Source organism: Afifella sp. H1R, from assembly GCF_021462425.1.
GTDB lineage: Bacteria > Pseudomonadota > Alphaproteobacteria > Rhizobiales > Afifellaceae > Afifella > Afifella aestuarii.
In genome coordinates this window covers 309,671-328,514 of sequence record NZ_JAKEDY010000002.1, presented here as the reverse complement: position 1 = coordinate 328,514, position 18,844 = coordinate 309,671, and the positions used below count along the sequence as shown (strand labels likewise).

The window sequence follows — 18,844 nt, the reverse complement described above, 5'->3', positions numbered from 1 at the left end:
GGCAAGGGGGTTGCCGACGTGACGCAATGGCACAGCGTGCCGTTTTCGAGGCTTGGACGCGGGTGCGGCGGAGGCCCGGCAGACGGCGGAGAGCGCCGGTTTTCTTGATGTGGCGGTGCAGACGGCGTCAGGCGCGGGCGGCGGCGGCCAGATCGAGATCGGCGATCAAAGGTAGGTGATCGGAGGCGCGCCGCCCGGCGGGGTCGACGAAGCTCTTTGCGATGAGGCCGGCGGGGCGCCCATAGATCCGGTCGAGCGACAGGAGCGGCAGATGCGCCGGAAAGGTTCGCTCCGGCGTGCGCTCGGGCAGGGCCTGAAGGAGAACCTGCCGCACGGCGCCGCGCCACTGCCATTCGTTGAAATCGCCGAGCATGATGGCGGCCGCCGCGTCCGGGCGGGTGAGTTCGGCGGCGAAGCGCGCCTGATGGCGCCTTTCGGCGAAGCCGAGACCGAAATGCGCGGCGACGACATGCAGCTTCCCGCCGGGCGTCTCGACAAGCGCGTCGATGACGGCCCGCCTCTCGCGGCCTTTGATGGAGATGTCATGGGTGTGGGTGCCGGCGAAGGGAAAGCGGCTGATCAGCATGTGGCCGAATTCGCCGTCCGGCGCGATGATCGTCTTCGCATGCGTCGCATGGGCGCCGAGCCCGTCGCTGAGCCCTTTGCCGAGCCCGGCGCCGAGCCCATCGCTGAGGCCGGCAGCGAGGTCGTCGAAGGCGGAGATCGCCTCGGCTGCGCTGCGGCGGGAATCGACCTCTTGCAGCGCGACGATGTCGGGGTCGTGCGCCGCGACGATTTCCTTGACGCGATCGAGATTGCGCCGTCCGCCCCAGGGGGCGCCGCCATGAATGTTCCAGGTCATGACGCGCAGCCGCGTCTTGGGCCCCGGCTTTTCTGTCGTTTCGGAAGGCTCTCGTGTCTGCACCTGGGCATACGCGGGGCCGGGCGCTGTGGTTCCGGGCGAGACTGCGGGCCTAGCCGCTTTTGCGGCGCCGATGCGGACTGCCCTTGCGCCGGATGCGCCCGAAGAGAGCGATCGGGCCGCGTGGATCGAACAAGCGGGTGCCGGGCATCAGCTTCTTGGCGCCGTGCGTCGTCACCTCGGGAAAATCGATGAGGCGCTTGTTGTGGGTGTTGAGCCGGTCGATCACCTTCACCAGCGTGCCTTCTTCCGCGCTCACCTGGGCGAGCGTGTCCGGCGTGCAATCGAGATGCTCGGCAAGCAGCCGGTCGCGCAATCGGTGGATGACCTTTTGGCAATCCTCGTCACGGGCTTCGATGGCGAGATCGCATTCCTTGTCGAGGCCGGTGGAGCGCCGGTTGAGATTGGAGGAGCCGACCCGCAGCAGCCGGTCGTCGATGATGAGGACCTTGGCATGCACCATGATTTCCAGATGCGGATCGACGGAGGCCACCGGATGGTAGATGCCGAACCGGCCATAGCGGTCGCACTGGCGCATGCGGCGGATCATGCGGTTCAGATTGCCGCCCATGAACCAGCCTTCGATCATGCCCTGATTGGCGCGCGTGATGACGGCGACGACCTCCGGCCCGTCCTTTTCGGCGAGCCGCGCTTCGAGGATATCGCCGACCTTGTCGTCTGAGAGATACTGGTTCTCGATATAGATCGTGTCGCGTGCCGATCTGAGCGCGTCGAAGGTGAGGCTCTCGATCTCACGCACCTCGCGCTCTTTCTCGATGGCGGGCACGGTGCGGGCGATGCCGATATCGATGTCGCTGAAATCCGGATCGAGATCCTCCGGCCAGAGATCTTCGATGCCGCCTGATTTGCCGTCTCCCGGCAGGTTTTCCGCCGCGGGAATCGCCGCTTTCTCCTCCGTCGCCGCCTCCCAATGACCGCGGGCGAGCTCGGCGATCGAGCGGGCGACGGGGCCGTCGACCATCATCACCATGTCGTGGATCGGATCGTAGGAATCGCCGGAGGTGGTGCGCCTGGCCGGCTCCTCCGGTCTATGGTGGCTCGTATCCCAGCGGTTGATGGTGAGGTCGATGCCGCCGACGAAGGCGAGCACGCCGTCGATGACGACGATCTTGCGGTGCTGCACGCCGTAGGCCGGGTGATGGTTGTCGAGATGCAGCGCAATGCGCGGATGCTCTTCCCAATCGGCGCCGACGATGAGCGGCAGGGTCGCGCTCGGCGTGTGCACCGGCGACAGGTTCCAGATCAGGATCTGGACCTGAAGGTCGTCCTTTTCCTCCACCAGCGAGCGCAGCAGCGTGCCGAGCGTTTCGGAGCCTTCCTTGTCGGGGCGCAATTGCGCGCTCGCGTCGAAGTCCCAGCCGATGATGAGGATCGAGTGCTTTGCCTTGCGCAACGCCTCGTCGAGACGGTGGAAATACGCGGCACCGTCGATGAGGAGGCTCGCGCGCCGCGCCTTGTCGATGCGCCAGCAATTGTGCCCGGGCTCCAGGATGGGTGCGAACGAGCTTGCGGACTGCCTGGCCTCGTCATCCGGAGATGGGCGGGCACGGGACATGTCGGTTTCGGTCGAGCTTTGCGGCAAAGGCATCCTCGAAAGCTTGAAAAATTGTGCTGATACGCACCTCATCTGCGGCGCCAAGAGATGAACGCAAGGGGGGCGCGGTTCGATCCTGGCGACTTTGCCGCGGTCTTGTTGGCTGCAGAAATCTCCTCGCCCTGCCGAAGCGCCTGCAATGTCTCGGCAAATTGCGGTTGCTGGGTTTTGGCCGCGAGGTTCGGAGGCGGGCGGGTTTGCTTTCCCTGTGTGCCTCATGATGGAATAGGCGAACAGAAATAGAGGAGAATGCCGATGCGAGGTCTCTGGCGAACCGCCCTGTTCGGGCTTTGCGCGCTTGCTCTGGCCGCCGGTTTCGTGCCGAGCGCCGAGGCGCAGACGCCCCCGAATGTTCTCATCGTCGGGCAGATCGCCGAGCCGAAATCGCTCGATCCGCACGCCGTTACCGCGTCGAACGATTTCCGCATTCTCGTCAATCTCTATGACGGGCTGGTGCGCACCAAGGACTGCACGCTGGAGCCGGAACCGGCGCTGGCGAAATCCTGGGAGGTGAGCGAGGACGGGCTCACCTACACCTTCCATCTGCGCGAAGGCGTGAGCTTTCACGACGGCACGCCGTTCAACGCCGAGGCGGTGAAGTTCAACTTCGAGAGGATGCTCGACGAGGACCATCCCTATCACGACACGGGACCCTTCCCGCTCGCCTTCTTCTTCTCCTCCGTCGACGAGATCACCACGCCCGACGACATGACGGTGGTCTTCAAGCTGAAGGAGCCTTATGCGCCCTTCCTCTCCAATCTCGCCTATCCGACGGGGCTCATCGTCTCGCCCGAGGCGGTGAAGGAATACGGCAAGGATGTCGGCCGCCATCCGGTCGGCACGGGGCCCTTCAAGTTCGAGACCTGGGATTCCAACACCCGCGTCGTGCTCTCCCGCAACGACGATTACTGGGATGGGGCGCCCTCGCTCGAGGCCGTCGTCTTCCGCCCGATCACGGACGCCAATACGCGCATCGCCGAGATGCTGTCGGGCGGTATCGACGTGATGGTGGAAGTGCCGCCGGACAACCTTGCGACGTTTGCCGACGATCCGACCTTCAAGGTCTACGAGCAGGCGGGACCGCATCTCTGGTACGTCATCTTGAACACCAAGGACGGGCCGTTTGCCGACAAGCGCGTCCGCCAGGCGGTGAATTACGCCATCAACAAGCGTTCGCTCGTCGACAACGTGTTGCAGGGGACCGCCGAGGTCGCCGCCGGCCCGGTGCCGCCGGCTTTCGCCTGGGCGCACAATGACGACGTGAAGCCCTATCCCTACGATCCGGAAAAGGCGAAGGCGCTCCTGAAGGAGGCCGGCGTGGAGAAGGCTGAGCTCACCTTCTACGTGACGGAAGGCGGCTCCGGCATGCTCGATCCCGTGCCGATGGGCACCGCCATTCAGGCCGATCTCGCGAAAGTGGGGCTCGATGCGAAGATCGAAAGCTATGAGTGGAACACGTTCCTGGCGCAGGTGAATCCGGGATTGGAAGGCAAGGCCGACATGGCCGAGATGGCCTGGATGACCAACGATCCCGATACGCTGCCTTATCTCACCTTGCGCTCCGACGCGCTGCCGGACGAGGGTGGCTTCAATTCCGGCTATTATTCCAACGAGAAGGTCGACGAGCTTCTGGAGAAGGCGCGCCGCTCCACCGATCAGGATGAGCGTGCCGAGCTCTACAAGGAGGCGCAGGTGATCATCCACGACGATGCGCCGTGGATCTTCATCGCCAATTGGAAGCAGAACGCCGTGACGACGGAAAGGGTCGGCGGCTTTTCGCTGCAGCCCTCCTTCCTGTTGCATCTGAAGGACGTGACGAAGCAGTGAGGCGCGTGGGAGCTCGCGGCTCGGCGTCGACATCGCCGGATCGGCCGACGGCCGGCCGGACGGGGTCGTGTGTTGCGTCGGGCGTGCTTCTTACGCCGTTCCTCTCCCCGTCGGGGAGAGGTGCCCGCGCAGCGGGCGGTGAGGGGGCGGGCTCGGAGCGTCCCAACCTCTCTCAATCTCGTCGAAACGCCGCGCCCTCACCCGCCAGCCCTCGCTCTGCTCGGTCTGCCTTCCTCTCCCTGCAAGGGAGAGGAAGGACGCCGTGCCATCGGGCCGCGCCGATGCACCATGTCCTCACCGTATCCGGTAGCCGCCCGGAGCAGCCCTTCGCTCAAAGGCGAGAAGAGCGCTCGGGCAATGGGGGAGGGCGGCGATGACTGCCTATATCGGCCGGCGGCTTCTCGCCGCCATTCCCGTCCTCTTCGGACTGTCGATCATCGTCTTCCTGATCATCGCGGCGATCCCGGGAGATCCGGCGACGGCGATCCTCGGCTCCTATGCGACGCCTGAGAATGTCGAGCGATTGAACCGTCAGCTCGGCCTCCACCGCTCTTTGCCGGAGCAGTATCTCGTCTGGATCGGCAATGTGCTGCAGGGCGATTTCGGGCGCTCCTATTCGCTCAACCGGCCGGTCATCGACGAGGTGCTGGAGCGCTTTCGCGCCACGCTCATTCTCGCCGGCACCTCGCTCGTTCTGTGCTCGATCTTCGGGCTTCTCGCCGGCATCGTTTCGGCCGTGCGCCAGTTCGGCTGGGCCGACCGGATCATCACCTTTCTGGTGCTGATCGGCATTTCCATTCCCTCTTTCTGGCTCGGGCTTCTCCTCATTCTCGTTTTCGCCGTCGATCTCCGCTGGCTGCCGGCAAGTGGCATGGAGGCGATCTATGGCGGCGGCGGGCCGCTCGATCTCGCCAAGCATCTGATCCTGCCGGCGACGACGCTCGCGGTCGTGGCGACGGGCGTGATTGCGCGCATGACGCGCGCCTCGATGCTGGAGGTTCTGCGCCAGGATTATATCCGCACCGCCCGCGCCAAGGGCTTGTCGGAGCGGCGGGTGATCTATCGTCACGCCTTCAAGGCGGCGCTCGTCTCCGTCATTCCGGTGATCGGCATTCAGGCGGGCTTCGTGCTCGGCGGCGCCGTCTACATCGAGACGGTGTTCCAGTGGCCGGGGATCGGCGACATGCTGGTGAAGGCGATTTCGACCCGCGACGTGCTCCTCGTTCAGGGCGGCGTGTTCGTCGTGGCGGCGAGCTACGTGCTCTTCAATCTCGCCGCCGACGTCGTGCAGGCGATGCTCGATCCGAGGCTGAAGCCATGAGCGTGGCGGAAGAGACCGGCGAAGAGGCCGCGCCCGCGGCAGCCGCACGCTCGTCCAGGCCCGCCTCCTGGCGGCTTCTCGCCAACAACCGGCTGGCGGCTCTGGGCCTCGTTCTTCTCAGCCTCGTCGTTCTGGTGGCGCTGGCGGCTCCGCTTCTGCCGCTTGCCCCGCCCGACGCGACGGCGCCGGCCGAACGACTGCAGCGGCCGCTCGCAGAGGGGCACCTTCTCGGCACCGACCATCTCGGCCGCGATATTCTTTCGCGCCTCGTCTGGGGGACGCGGATCTCGCTGGCCGTTGGCATCTCCGCCTCGCTGATCGCCGCCTTCTTCGGCTCGCTCATCGGGCTTGTCGCCGGCTATGCGGGCGGGCGCACCGACCATCTGATGATGCGCGGCATCGATATGCTGATGGCGTTTCCGTACATTCTCCTGGCGCTCGCCATCGTCGCGGTTCTGGGGCCGGGGCTGTTGAACGCGCTTTATGCGATCGCCGTCGTCAACATCCCCTTCTTCGCCCGCAACATTCGCGGCATCACGCTGGGGCTCGCGCGGCGCGATTTCGTCGAGGCGGCGAAGCTTTCCGGCAAGGGGCCGATCCGGGTGGTCGCGACGGAGATCTTTCCGAACGTCCTGCCGACGATCGTCATCGCGCTCTCGACCACGGTCGGCTGGATGATCCTGGAGACCGCGGGGCTCTCCTTTCTGGGGCTCGGGGCGCAGCCGCCGCAGGCCGATCTCGGATCCATGCTGGGCGAGGGGCGGAAGCTCCTCTTCACCGCGCCTTACGTGTCGATCATTCCGGGCGTGATGATCTTCATCATTGTGATGAGCATCAATCTTCTGGGCGACGGCATTCGCGACGTGCTCGACCCGCGCCTGCGCTCCGGCGCGCTCGCCCACCCTTCGGCACGCACGCAGGTGAAGCGGCGCAACGTGCCGGAGATGCCGGCGGAGCAGGACGGTGCGCTCGATGTCGTCGGGCTTCAGACCGAGTTTTCGATCGGGCGTGACGTCTTTCGCGCCGTCGGCGGGGTCGATCTGAGGCTCGGCAAGGAGGAATGCCTGGGGCTCGTCGGCGAATCCGGCTCCGGCAAATCGGTGACGGCGCTGTCGATCGCGAGCCTCGTGCCCTCGCCGCCGGGCGCCATCGTCGGCGGACGGGTGATGCGCGAGGGACGCGACGTGCTCGAAATGCGCGACGGCGAGCTCCGACGCCTGCGTGGTGGCGAGATCTCGATGATCTTTCAGGACCCGCTGTCGAGCCTGCATCCGCTTTTCACCGTCGGCGACCAGATCGCCGAGGCGGTGCGCGCGCATCAGCCTTTGAGCCGCGCCGAGGCCTGGGCGAAGGCGGTCGATCTTCTCGGCGCCGTGCAGATCCCGAACCCGAAAGAGCGGGCGAAGAGCTATCCGCACGAGCTGTCGGGCGGCATGCGCCAGCGTGTGGCGATCGCGATCGCCCTCGTCAACGAGCCGGAAGTCTTGATTGCCGACGAGCCGACGACGGCGCTCGATGTCACCGTGCAGGCGCAGGTTCTGAAGCTGCTCGACGATCTCCGCCACGAGAAGCACACCGCCGTGCTCTTCATCACCCATGATTTCGGCGTCGTCTCGGAAATCTGCGAAAGGGTGGCGGTGATGTATGCCGGGCGCATCGTGGAGATGGGGCGGACCGAGGAGGTGCTCGACGCGCCGGCGCATCCCTATACCCGAAAACTCATCGATTGCGTGCCGCTTCTCGACGATCCCGACCGGCGGCTCGATGCGATCGAGGGCCTGCCGCCGCCGCTCAACCGGCTGCCGGAGGGCTGCGCCTTCGCGCCGCGCTGCCCGCGGGCGCAGCCCGATTGCCGGGCCCGCGACATCCCGCTCGCCGAGGTGGCGCCGGGGCGCATGGCGCGCTGCCTCTATCCGCTCGTCGACGATGCGGACGCCTCTGCAGACGCCCCTGCAGACGCCCATGCGGAGGCGGGGCAATGAGCGCGCTTCTGGAAATGACGGGCGTCAAACGCTTCTTCGGCGGCGGCCGCACCCTGTTCGGCGCCGCACGCCCGCGCGTACATGCGGTTCAGGGCGTCGATCTCACCGTGAAGGACGGCGAGACGCTCGGGATTGTGGGGGAATCGGGCTGCGGAAAGTCGACGCTCGCGCGCATGCTCGTCGGCCTTGACCGGCCGTCGGAAGGTGAGATCACGCTCAAAGGCACGCCGCTCACCGGCTCTTTGGAGACGGCGCGCAAGATCCAGTATCTCTTCCAGGATCCGGTTGCCGCCCTCAATCCGCGCAAGACCATCCGCGCCATTCTGGAGGCGCCGATGATCCATCTTCTCGGCATGAACAAGGAGACGCGCAAGGCGCGGATGGACGAGCTGATGGAGGCGGTCAAACTCGCCTCCGATTTCCTCGACCGCTATCCGCACGAATTCTCCGGCGGCCAGGCTCAGAGGATCGGCATCGCCCGCGCGCTCGCGGCGGAAGCGGAGATCATCGTTCTCGACGAGCCGGTCTCCGCCCTCGATGTCTCGGTGCAGGCGCAGGTGCTCAATCTTCTGGAGGATCTGAAGGGGCGGCTCGGCCTCACCTATGTCTTCATCAGCCACGACCTCTCCGTCGTCGGCAATGTCTCGGACCGGGTGGCGGTCATGTATTTCGGCCGCATCGTGGAGATCGCCGAAACCCGCGAACTCTTCCGGCGCCCACGCCATCCCTATACGAAGCTTCTCTTCGATGCCGCGCCGGTGCCGGGGCAAAGGCGCATCCGCCGCGAGGTGGAGCTGGCCGAACTGCCCGATCCTCTGAACCCGCCGCCGGGCTGTGCCTTCGCGCCGCGCTGCCCCCATGCGCAGGCGAAATGCCGGGAAGAGCGGCCGACGCTCGAGGCCGACCGGCCGTCGGAGACGCAGGCGGCAGCCTGCTTCTTCCCGATCTCCGAGACACCCGCCGAGGCGGCGCGCGAAACCGCCTGAGCGGGCGGTCCTCCGACCCAGTTTTTAACGCTTCTGCAAATGCGTGGCGAAAGCGCGCATCAGCCCTCCGTCGCATTGGAGGGCCTCTCAGATCATAATATGAGAATAAGAGTCAGGATGAGGTCGGGCGGCCGAGCTGACCTGCGCATGCGCATCGTCAGCCTGCCGCCATCGTTGCAAAGCCCTTTCGGAAAGGACGCAATCGTGAAGGTTCGCCACGAGATGACAGTCGGAGCCGTTATCGCCGCAGCCGCGATCGGTTTCAGTTTCACGCCGGCTCTGGCGCATACGCCGCTTTTCTCCTGCTACGACAATGGTGACGGGACCGTCCTCTGCGAGGGTGGTTTCTCCGACGGTGCCTCGGCCGCCAACGTGCCGGTCAAGGTCCGGAATGGCGACGGCGAGACCGTCAGCGAGGGCAAGATGGACGAGAACTCGGAGTTCGAGTTCGACAAGCCGGACGGCGCCTATTCCGTCCTCTTCGACGGCGGCGAAGGCCACCAGATCGAAGTCCCGGGCGACGAGATCGTCGAATAGCGAAGCAATGCGGAGAACGACGATGAAGGCGACCTTATTCGCTCTTGCCGCCTCTGCGGCTTTTTTGGCGAGCCCGGCGCTGGCGCATTTCCAGCTCGTCTACACGCCCGAGGTGAACCTGGAAAAACCCGGAGATCTGCCGCTCAAGATGATCTTCTGGCATCCGATGGAAAACGGCCATGCCATGGATATGGGCGACCCGGAGGAGTTTTTCGTGGTCTTCAAGGGCGAGAGGCAGGACCTCGCTCCGACGCTGGAGCCGATCACCTTCCACGGTGCCGGTAACGAGGCGAAGGCCTTCGAGGCGACCGTGCCGGTGAAGCGCAACGGCGATTACATCTTCGCCCTGGTGCCGGCGCCCTATTACGAGCAGAGCGAAGACATCTACATCCAGCAGCTGACGAAATCCTTCGTCAACAAGGGCGGCATTCCGACCGGCTGGAACGAGCCGATCGGCCTTGCGACCGAGATCGTGCCCCTGAACAAGCCGACCAACATCGTCGCCGGTTCGACCTTCTCCGGTGTGCTTCTTTCTGAGGGAAAGCCGGTGCCGGGCGCGGAGATCGAGATCGAGTACATGGCGGCGGAGCCCGATATCGATGCCGACAGGCCGGGCGAGCCGACCGCCTCGCCGATGCCGGGCGGCGCCCTTGTCGCGGTGACCGATGCGGACGGCGAATTCACCTTCGGCGTTCCGAAGGCCGGCTTCTGGGGCTTCGCGGCGCTCGGTTCGGGCCCCGTGACCGAGCATGAGGGCAAGGAATTGAGCCAGGACGCGGTCATCTGGGTGCGCGCCTACGACCTCAACTGAAAATGATGTCCTCCCCGCCGCTTTGCCGGCGGGGAGGACGGTTCTGAGGGAAAACGGGTCGAGGATCGATATGAAAGGCCAGTTCTTCGGGATGCGCCGACTGCGCCGACGCCAGCGCCGACATTGCTCCGGGTTGGGCCAGGGGGCAGGCCAGGGCGGGATGCTTCAAGGCGAGGCGCCATGCGGCCGGGACGGCTTTTGCTCGCTCAACGATCTCGTGCCCGGAACCCATTGCCGGGTCGCCCGGCTGAAAGGCTGTGGCGCCATCCGCCAGCGGCTTCTCGACCTCGGCCTCGTCAACGGCGCCGAGGTGACGGTGATCAGGGCCGCGCCCTTGAACGATCCGATCGCGATCCGCGTCGGCAATGCGGTCTTGACGGTGCGTCGCGCCGAAGCGGCGACGATCGAGGTGGAACGTGACTGAGAAAACGGCCGGCGCGGCGGGGGCTTCGGGGCGGCGCCTGCGCGTGGCGCTCGCCGGGCAGCAGAATGCCGGCAAATCGACGCTCTTCAATGCGCTGACGGGTGTGGCGCAGCACATTGCCAATTATCCGGGTGTCACCGTCGACAAGAAGAGCGGCTTTTACCTCGACCACGGCCGGCGGGTGGAGGTGGTGGACCTTCCCGGCACCTACAGCCTGACGTCGTTCTCCCTGGAAGAGCGCGTCGTGCGCCGCTTTCTCTACGAAGAGCGGCCCGACGTCGTGGTCAACGTGCTCGATGCCTCCAATCTGCGCCGCGGGCTTTATCTGACGGCGCAGCTCATCGAGCTCGGCCATCCGCTCATCGTCGTCGTCAACATGATGGATGTCGCCGAGCGGCGCGGCCTCAAGATCGATCTGAATGCGCTGGCGCGGAAGCTGAAGGTGCCGGTCGTGGCCTCGATCGGCCGCAAGGGCGTCGGCCGCGAGGAGCTGCGCGCCGCGATCCGCCGCATCGCCGACGAGCCGGACAGCTCTCCCGCGATTTCCGATGCGCGGCTCGATTACCGCGCGCTCGAAGAGACGATCGGCTGGGTGGAGGAGCGGCTCGCCGATTCCTCCGGCCTCGATGCCGGCGCCGCCGTGCGGGGGCTCGCCGTCAAGCTCGTCGAAGGCGATGCCGAGGCGGTCCGGCTCGTGCGCGAAGATCCGCGTCAGGCCGTGTTCCTGGAGGAGGTCGCCGAGGCGCGCAAGAATTTCGAGACGGCGCATGATCTCTCGACCGGCGATCATGTCGCGGCCATCCGCGACCGCTTTGCGGGCGAGATCGTCACCGCCTCTGTGAGGGAGAGCCGCAAGGGTGCGGTCTCCGCGTCGGAGCGTGTCGACCGGCTGCTTCTGCACCGGATTCTGGCGCCGATCTTCCTCGTTCTGGTCGTCTGGGGGATCTACGAGATCTCCATCGTCCAGGGTTACGAGCTCACCAAGGTCACCTGGCCGTTTCTCGCCTCCCTGCGCAATTTCGCGGCGCAATGGCTGCCGGAGGCGGGTTTTCTCTACGACCCGCAGATCCGCTCGCTCGGCCTGTGGATGGTCGATTCCGCGAACACGCTTTTGAACTACGTGCCGATCTTCCTGATCCTCTTCGCGCTGATCGCGATTTTGGAGGATTCGGGCTACATGGCGCGGATCGCCTTCATTCTCGACCGGATCCTGCACCGCTTCGGCCTGCACGGGCAATCGACGCTGCCCTTCATTCTGGCGGGCGTCTTTGCCGGCGGCTGTGCCGTACCGGGCGTGATGGCGACGAAGGGAATCCCGGACGAGCGGGCGCGGCTTGCGACGATCCTCACCGTGCCGTTCATGAACTGCCTGGCGAAGATCCCGCTCTATACGCTTCTCATCAACATCTACTTCGTCGAGGCGAAGGGGCTCGTCCTCTTCTATCTGTCGACGATCACGATCTTTGCCGCCCTGCTCGTCGCCAAGCTCCTTTCCGTCTCCGTGCTGCGCCACAAGGAGACGGCGCCTTTCGTGATGGAGTTGCCGCATTACCATCTGCCGACGCTGACGGGGGTGGTGCGCCGTTCGATCGACCGCACCTGGCTCTACATCAAGAAGGTCGGCACGGTGGTCGTCGCCGTTTCCGTCGTCGTCTATGTGCTGTTGCAGTTTCCGGGCCTCAGTGCCGAACAGGAAGCCGTCTATGAGGGGCGAGCCGAGGTTGCGATCGCGGAGTTCTATGACGAGATGGCGGGCAATCCCTATCTCGCCGCCGTGCCCGATCAGGCGGCGCTCACCGGCCTCGTCAACGTTTACACCGATTACCGGACCGAGAAGCTGATGGCGCAGGGGGCGGAGGCCTCGAGTGCCGTCGATGCGCGCTACGAAACCCGCTATCCCGACTTCTATCCGTTCCTGAAACGCTCCTCCGACAAAGAGGCGCGCGCCGCAGAGCGGGCGCTGAAGACGCTTGCGACGACGCGCAAGACGCTGAGGCGCGAGATGAAGGAAGAGCGGATCGTCAATTCGCTCCTCGGCCAGGTCGGGCGCAGCCTCGAACCGGTGACGCAGTTCGCGGGCTTCGACTGGAAGATCAACGTGGCGCTGCTCTCGTCTTTCGCGGCGCGCGAGAGCTCGGTCGCGACGCTCGGCGTTCTTTTCCAGCCGTCGGATGGCGAGAACGACACGCTCGAAGAGCGCATGGGAACGGAGCAGCGCGCCGCCGGCTATTCGGCGCTCGGTGCCGTCGCGCTCATGCTCTTCTTCGCGCTCTATCCGCCCTGTCTCGCCACGACGATCATGGTGCGCGTGCAGACGCAATCCTATCGCTGGATGATCTTTTCGATCGTCTTTCCGACTTTTCTCGGCCTGAGCGTCGCGAGCGCCGTCTTCACGCTCGGCGGCATGTTCGCGCTGTCGGGGCTTGAGACGCTGACGATCACTTACTTCACGGCGTTCGCGGCGGTGATCCTCGTCGGTCTCTTCAAGCGCCCCTTCGGCCGGGTGCTGCCGCCACCGGGCTATTCGCCGCGAGGCGCCGTGTCATGAGGGGAGAGAGCCGATGAACGCCGAAACGCAGCCGGCGATCGATCTGAGCCGCGAGGCGGCGACGGGGGGCTTCGAATGGCTTGCCGTTGCAGCGATCGTGCTTCTGGCCGTCGTCTTTCTGAAGAAAAAGCTCTTCCGGCGGCGGCCGTCCTGTGTCGATTGCGTCGGCCGCGGCAGCTGCAAGGAGGCCTGTTTCGCCCCGCTTGCCGTGCCGGAGGCGGAGGCCAGTCGCGACGGCGGACATCATTCCGCGCATTCGCGCCCGGACCTCACACCGAACGGGTGATGCCGCCGTCGATGCGGATGTTCTGGCCGGTGATGTAGCCGGCCCCGTCGGAGGCGAGGAAGGCGATCGTCGCGGCGACTTCCTCCGCATGGCCGTAACGCCCCATCGGGATGCGCGCCCGCCGGTCTTCCTTTTCCGGCAGGCTGTCGATGAAGCCCGGCAGGACGTTGTTCATGCGCAGATTGTCGGCCGCATATTTGTCGGAGAAGAGCTTGGTGAAGGCGGCGAGCCCCGCCCGGAAGACGCCGGAGGTCGGAAACAGAGGATCCGGCTCGAAGACGGCGTAGGTCGAGATGTTGATGATCGTGCCGCCGCCAGATTTCAGCATGTGCGGCGTGACGAGGCGCGTCGGACGGATGACGTTCATCAGATAGACGTCGAGACCGGCGTGCCAGTCGTCGTCGGAGATGTCGAGGATCGGCCCCTTCGGCCCGTGCCCGGCGCTGTTGACGAGGACGTCGATGCGGCCGAAGCGCTCCATCGTGCCGGCGACGAGGCGCTCAAGATCTTTGGGCGACTGGTTGGAGCCCGTGACGCCGAAGCCGCCAAGCTCTTCTGCGAGCTTTTCGCCCTTGCCGGAGGAGGAGAGGATCGCGACGGAAAAACCGTCTTCTGCGAGCTTGCGTGCCGCCGCTGCGCCCATGCCGCTGCCGCCGGCGGTGATGATCGCGACTTTTCCGTCTGCCATGTCGGCCTCCTCGAGATTCGTCCCGCCGCTTATGGCATTGCGGCGTGGGCGGCGAAACGGTGTTCGGCAGGCGGCCGCGCCGCGAGCCGATCCGGAGCTTCAGGCGCTGCGACGGGCTGCCTCGATCGAGGCGAAGAGATTGAGAGCCTCCTGGGCTCCGAGTGCCTCGGAATAGAAGAAGCCCTGCGCCTGGTTGCAGCCCTGCTCGGCGAGAAGAAGACGCTGCTCTTCGGTTTCCACGCCCTCGGCCGTCACCTCCAGGCCGAGGCCTGCGCCGAGGCCGACGAGCGCTTTGACGATCGCGGCACTTTCCGGGTCCGTCGCCATCGAATGGATGAAGCTGCGGTCGATCTTGATGCTGTCGAGCTTGAAATTGCGCAGGTGATAGAGGCTCGAATAGCCGGTGCCGAAATCGTCGAGGGCGATGCGGACGCCGGCCTGGCGGAGCGTTCCGAGCGTCGCCTGCGCCGCGGCGAGGTCGCGCACGAGGGCGCTCTCGGTAATCTCCAGTTCGAGCCTTTCGGCCGGAAAGCCGGTGCGGCCGAGGAGCGCGATGACCTTGATGCCGAAATTCGGATCGCGCAGGAGAAGCGGCGAGACGTTGAAGGAGAGCATCGTCTTGTCAGGCCAGGTGGCGGCGTCGCGGCAGGCCTTGCTGAGAAGGAGGTCGGTCAAGGCGGCGATGAGGCCGCTGTCTTCGGCGACGGGGATGAAGCGATCCGGCCCGATCTTGCCGAGCTCCGGGTCGTCCCAACGCGCCAGGGCCTCGAAGCCTTTGACGGTGCCCGTCTTCATATCGACGAGCGGCTGATAGCTCGGCGTGATCTCCTGCTTTTGGATGGCCACGCGCAACGCCGCCTCGATGCGGCTGCGTTCGCGCACATGCTGATCCATTTCCTCTTCGAAGAAGCGCATGGCCGAATGGCCCTGGCCCTTCGCGCGGTAGAGCGCGATGTCGGCCTTGCGCAAGAGCTCGGCCGGCACGCCGCCGTCCTGGGGCGTGAGCGAGATGCCGATCGCCGTGCCGACCGCGTGTTCCCCGCCGCCCGCGCGGATCGGCGGGGTGAGCGCGTCGATGATGCGCAGGGCGAGACCGGTCGCCGCTTCGGCGCCCGAAATATGCGTGGCGAGCACGGCGAATTCGTCGCCGCCGAGACGCGCCACGAGATCGTTGCCGCGCACCGCTCGGCGCAGCCGGGCCGCCACCTGCATCAGGACTTCGTCGCCGGCCGCATGCCCGAAGACGTCGTTCACCCGCTTGAAGCTGTTGAGATCGAGCATCATCACGGCATGGCTCGCATCGCTTCCGGGCGGCGAGGCCGCGGCCTCTTTCAGCGCGGCGTCGAACTGGCGGCGGTTGGGCAGGCCGGTCAGCGCGTCATGAAAGGCGAGGCGCTGGATTTCCCGCGCCGTGCGGGCTTTTCGGGCGGCTTCCTGGCGCTCGCGGATCATGCGGCGGACGGCCCAGACGAGGCCGAGCAGGAAGACGACCGAGACGGCGATCAATTCGTCGCGCTCGATGCTCATCTCCGCCGGCGTGTTGCCCGCCGCGTTCGCAAAGATGTCGATGACGATGCCGACATAGAGCATCGCAAGCGTGGCGATCAGGACGATCGAAAAATCGATGAAGCGGAATTTATGGCGGAGCACGAAGGCGATGGTCCTCTTCACGGATGGTCCGGACATGAAAGGTTTCAACCCACAATGTTCTTTTTCGCTCCATACGGACAATCGATGAACGGGGTCTAAAAGGCGCGCGCACCACGTGCCTTCAACGGAGCTGAACGGGAGTTCTAGCCGGGAATCGCTTGTGGGGGCCTTGTCGCCCTGTGCCAGCTCGGCTAGCGCGCCGCGGATTGCGGCAGCACGAAGGGGCCGGGCGGAACGACGCCGACGCCGAGCCGGCATTCGAAGACGTCTTCCAGAAGGTCGTCGATCATGACCTCGGCCGGTGAGCCGATGGCGCGCGCCCGCCCGTCATGCATCATCACCACCTTGTCGGCGAACATGGCCGTGAGGTTGAGGTCGTGGAGAACGGCGAGGACGCCGCCGCCCGCGGCTGCGAACTGGGCGGCAAGGCGCATGATCACGAGCTGGTGGCGGATATCGAGGGAGGAGACGGGTTCGTCGAGGAAGAGCCAGCGCGGTTCGCCGTCGGCGATCGGCGCCCAGACCTGGCAGAGGACGCGGGCGAGCTGCACGCGCTGCTGCTCGCCGCCCGAGAGCTCCTGATAGAAACGCCCGGCAAAGCCTGCAAGATCGACGCGCCGCAAGGCTTCCTCCGGCAGCCGCCTGACCTCTTCGGGCGGCAGTCTGGCCGAGGCGCCGTTGAGACCGAGGCCGACGACCTCGCGCACCGTGAACGGGAAGGAAAGGGCCGTCGCCTGGGGCAGCACGCCACGGAGAGCGGCAAGCTCGAAGGGCTTCAGGGCGCGGCTGTCGCGGCCGTTGATGCGGATCGTTCCCGTCGAGGCGAGCTCTCCGGAGATGGCGCGCAAGAGCGTCGTCTTGCCCGAGCCGTTCGGTCCGACGATGACGGTCATGGCACCGGCCGAGGCGGTGAAGCCGACATCGCTCAGGATCTGGCGCCGCCCCAAAGTGACGCAGAGCTCCTCCACTTCGATCATTTTCGCCCTCACAGATCGAGCACGCCGCGCCGGCGCAGCAGGATCCACAGGAAGAAGGGCGCGCCGACCGCGGCGGTGACGATGCCGATCGGAAATTCGGCCGGGGCGACGATGGTGCGGCTGATCGCGTCGGCGAGAAGCAGCATGACGGCGCCGAGAAGCGCCGAGGCCGGCAGCAGGTAGCGGTTGTCCGGCCCGATCAGAAGCCGCAGGAGATGCGGCACGACGATGCCGACGAAGCCGATGCCGCCGGAGACGGCGACGGAGGCGCCGGTCGCAGCCGAGACCGTGACGATGGCGATGAGTTTCATGCGCTGCACGGGAATGCCGAGATGATGGGCCGCCGCCTCGCCGAGCGCCATGGCGTTGAGGGAGCGGGCGAGAAACGGTGCGGCAAGAAGGGCCGCGACGATGATCGGGCCGGCGGCGGCGATCTTGACCCAGCTGGCGCCGGCAAGCGAGCCGAGCCCCCAGAAGGTGAGGTCGCGCAGCTGCGCGTCATTGGCGAGAAAGACGAGGATGCCGGAGACGGCACCGGCGAGCGCCCCGAGCGCGATACCGGCCAGGAGCATGGTGGCGATCGACGTCTGCCCGCGGCGGGTCGCCACCTGATAGAGGATCCAGGTGGTGAGGAGCCCGCCGAAGAAGGCCGCAAACGGCAGCGCGTAGATGCCGAGCGGCGCAATCACCGGAGCGAGCACGCCCGAGCCGAGAACGATGATGACGATCGCTCCGAGACCGGCCCCGGCCGAGACCCCGACGAGGCCCGGATCGGCGAGAGGATTGCGGAAAAGCCCCTGCATGACGGCGCCGGAGACGGCGAGCGACGCGCCGACGAGGCTGCCGAGAACGGCGCGGGGCAGGCGGATATCGCCGATGATGAGCCGGTCGCGCGCCGACACCTCGCCGCCGCCGAAGACGAGATCGCGCAGAAGCGGCAGGGGAGAGACGTCGGAGGCGCCGGCCGTCAGGCTGAAGAGGAAAGTGGCGCCGAGAAGAAACGCCAGAAGAACGATCGTCGCCCTCGCCACGAAGGAGCGATCCCCGACGGGCAGCGACCGGCGCTTCGCCGCCGCCGGCAGAAGGATGTCGAGCGTCATGGCAGGCGTCCTCAGTTGGAGGCCGGCGCGCCGTAGAGCGCCCGGTGGAGCTCGCGGGCGGCGGACGCCGCGCGCGGACCGAAGCCGAGAAGATAGAGCCCGTCCATGCGGATGAGGTTTTTCGCCTCGCCCGCCGGTGTCGCGGCGAGGGCCGGATTGGCGAAGACCTGATCGGCGCCGATGCCGTGGCTTGCGCCCTGCGCCATCATCAAAACCGCGTCGGGCGCCGCATCGAGGACGGCTTCTTCGGAGAGCGCCTTGTAGCCTTCGTAGCCGGAGATGGCGTTTTCGCCGCCGGAAAGCCGGATCATCGCGTCGGCGGCCGTGCCGGTGCCGGCCGCGAGGAGCTTTCCGCCCTGCATGGAGAGGAGGAAAAGGACGCGCTTGGGCGAGGAAACGGCGGCGGTCTCCTGGTCAAGCGCGTCGAACTCGCCGCCGACCTCATCGGAAAGCGCCTGAGCCTCTTCTTCGGCGCCGAGCGCTTTCCCCACCTCACGGATCTTGGCGAGCACGCTGTCGCGGTCATAGCCCTCGTCGATGGTGACGAAGGGCACGCCGGATTCCTTCAAGACGTGCACGGCGTCGGGCGGGCCGCTGCCTTCGATGGCGAGGATGCCGCCCGGATTGACGGAGAGAACACCCTCCGGGGCGAGCTGGCGCATATAGCCGACATCGGGAAGGGCTTTGGCCGCCTCCGGATAGGTGCTGGTCGTGTCGCGGGCGACGAGCCTGTCCTCCTCGCCGAGCGCATAGACGATCTCGGTGATCGATCCGCCGATGGCGACGAGCGAGGCTTTTGGCGCAAAGGCTGCCTGCGTCTGTGCGCTCGCCGTATCCTCTGCCGCGGCCGGGGCGGCAAAGAGGGCGAAGCTGAGAAGCGCCATGGCAAGCGCGCGAGCTTTGACGCGTCCCGCCTTCAGTCCGCGCGCGTCCCGACTTGGCGATCCGCATCTTGGCGATCCGCGTCTTGGCGATCCGCACCTTGCCGATCCGGTCCCTGTCCTGTCCGTCATGGCCGTCCTCAATCCGTTCGATGTCGTCGGTTCGATGTTGGGGGCATCCTAACTTCCTTGCCAAAGAATGTTGACAAAAAAAATCAGACTTTCTACGCAGCTCATATATGACGTGAAAAGTCAGGTTTTAGCGCGGGCGTCACCGACCGCAAGAGGA

At 66.0% G+C, this 18,844-nt stretch carries 17 protein-coding genes; 10 read left to right on the top strand and 7 right to left on the bottom strand.

Annotated elements, in window-relative coordinates; all coding sequences use genetic code 11:
- Positions 1–127: 127 nt before the first annotated feature.
- Complete coding sequence (locus tag L0F51_RS13185; RefSeq protein WP_234629679.1) at positions 128–862, bottom strand: endonuclease/exonuclease/phosphatase family protein; 735 nt, start codon at positions 860–862, stop codon at positions 128–130.
- A gap of 112 nt (positions 863–974) precedes the next feature.
- Entirely contained in the window at positions 975–2,498 is a 1,524-nt protein-coding gene (locus tag L0F51_RS13180) for a phospholipase D-like domain-containing protein (RefSeq protein WP_234629678.1), read from the bottom strand.
- 294 nt (positions 2,499–2,792) lie between these two features.
- On the opposite strand from L0F51_RS13180, the gene L0F51_RS13175 reads away from it, so the two are divergent.
- The 9 genes from L0F51_RS13175 to L0F51_RS13135 all read left to right on the top strand — a co-directional run bounded on the left by L0F51_RS13175 (position 2,793) and on the right by L0F51_RS13135 (position 13,259).
- A complete protein-coding gene (locus tag L0F51_RS13175) occupies positions 2,793–4,364 on the top strand; it encodes an ABC transporter substrate-binding protein (RefSeq protein ID WP_234629677.1) in 1,572 nt (523 codons plus the stop codon).
- A gap of 373 nt (positions 4,365–4,737) precedes the next feature.
- A complete protein-coding gene (locus L0F51_RS13170; RefSeq protein ID WP_234629676.1) occupies positions 4,738–5,685 on the top strand; it encodes an ABC transporter permease in 948 nt (315 codons plus the stop codon).
- The gene (locus L0F51_RS13165) at positions 5,682–7,667 is read left to right on the top strand and encodes a dipeptide/oligopeptide/nickel ABC transporter permease/ATP-binding protein (RefSeq protein ID WP_234629675.1); all 1,986 of its coding nucleotides are present in this window, start codon (positions 5,682–5,684) and stop codon (positions 7,665–7,667) included. Before L0F51_RS13170 ends, L0F51_RS13165 begins: the two co-directional genes overlap by 4 nt.
- Positions 7,664–8,653: an ABC transporter ATP-binding protein gene (locus L0F51_RS13160; RefSeq protein ID WP_234629674.1), complete on the top strand. Its 990-nt coding sequence runs from the start codon at positions 7,664–7,666 to the stop codon at positions 8,651–8,653. Before L0F51_RS13165 ends, L0F51_RS13160 begins: the two co-directional genes overlap by 4 nt.
- 204 nt (positions 8,654–8,857) lie before the next feature.
- A complete protein-coding gene (locus tag L0F51_RS13155) occupies positions 8,858–9,190 on the top strand; it encodes a hypothetical protein (RefSeq protein ID WP_234629673.1) in 333 nt (110 codons plus the stop codon).
- Between the two features lie 22 nt (positions 9,191–9,212).
- The gene (locus L0F51_RS13150) at positions 9,213–10,001 is read left to right on the top strand and encodes a DUF4198 domain-containing protein (RefSeq protein ID WP_234629672.1); all 789 of its coding nucleotides are present in this window, start codon (positions 9,213–9,215) and stop codon (positions 9,999–10,001) included.
- A gap of 160 nt (positions 10,002–10,161) precedes the next feature.
- On the top strand, positions 10,162–10,425 hold the full coding sequence (locus tag L0F51_RS13145) for a FeoA family protein (RefSeq protein WP_234629671.1): 264 nt from the start codon (positions 10,162–10,164) through the stop codon (positions 10,423–10,425).
- Positions 10,418–12,973: a ferrous iron transport protein B gene (gene feoB, locus L0F51_RS13140; RefSeq protein WP_234629670.1), complete on the top strand. Its 2,556-nt coding sequence runs from the start codon at positions 10,418–10,420 to the stop codon at positions 12,971–12,973. The genes L0F51_RS13145 and feoB overlap by 8 nt, the downstream gene beginning before the upstream one ends.
- 13 nt (positions 12,974–12,986) lie before the next feature.
- The gene (locus L0F51_RS13135; RefSeq protein WP_234629669.1) at positions 12,987–13,259 is read left to right on the top strand and encodes a hypothetical protein; all 273 of its coding nucleotides are present in this window, start codon (positions 12,987–12,989) and stop codon (positions 13,257–13,259) included.
- Here the strand turns inward: L0F51_RS13135 and L0F51_RS13130 are convergent.
- From L0F51_RS13130 to L0F51_RS13110, 5 genes are all read right to left on the bottom strand, one after another.
- Positions 13,243–13,947 (bottom strand): SDR family oxidoreductase, encoded by a 705-nt coding sequence (locus tag L0F51_RS13130; RefSeq protein ID WP_234629668.1) that lies wholly within the window; start codon positions 13,945–13,947, stop codon positions 13,243–13,245. The genes L0F51_RS13135 and L0F51_RS13130 overlap by 17 nt on opposite strands.
- Before the next feature lie 99 nt (positions 13,948–14,046).
- The gene (locus L0F51_RS13125; RefSeq protein WP_234629667.1) at positions 14,047–15,633 is read right to left on the bottom strand and encodes a bifunctional diguanylate cyclase/phosphodiesterase; all 1,587 of its coding nucleotides are present in this window, start codon (positions 15,631–15,633) and stop codon (positions 14,047–14,049) included.
- Between the two features lie 155 nt (positions 15,634–15,788).
- Complete coding sequence (locus tag L0F51_RS13120) at positions 15,789–16,574, bottom strand: heme ABC transporter ATP-binding protein (RefSeq protein ID WP_234629666.1); 786 nt, start codon at positions 16,572–16,574, stop codon at positions 15,789–15,791.
- Positions 16,575–16,582: 8 nt separating this feature from the next.
- Positions 16,583–17,674: an iron ABC transporter permease gene (locus L0F51_RS13115; protein ID WP_234629665.1), complete on the bottom strand. Its 1,092-nt coding sequence runs from the start codon at positions 17,672–17,674 to the stop codon at positions 16,583–16,585.
- Positions 17,675–17,685: 11 nt separating this feature from the next.
- Positions 17,686–18,558 (bottom strand): hemin ABC transporter substrate-binding protein, encoded by an 873-nt coding sequence (locus tag L0F51_RS13110; RefSeq protein WP_234629664.1) that lies wholly within the window; start codon positions 18,556–18,558, stop codon positions 17,686–17,688.
- On the opposite strand from L0F51_RS13110, the gene L0F51_RS13105 reads away from it, so the two are divergent.
- Positions 18,557–18,739: a hypothetical protein gene (locus L0F51_RS13105; RefSeq protein ID WP_234629663.1), complete on the top strand. Its 183-nt coding sequence runs from the start codon at positions 18,557–18,559 to the stop codon at positions 18,737–18,739. The two genes, L0F51_RS13110 and L0F51_RS13105, sit on opposite strands and share 2 nt — an antisense overlap.
- The last annotated feature ends 105 nt before the right edge of the window (positions 18,740–18,844 follow it).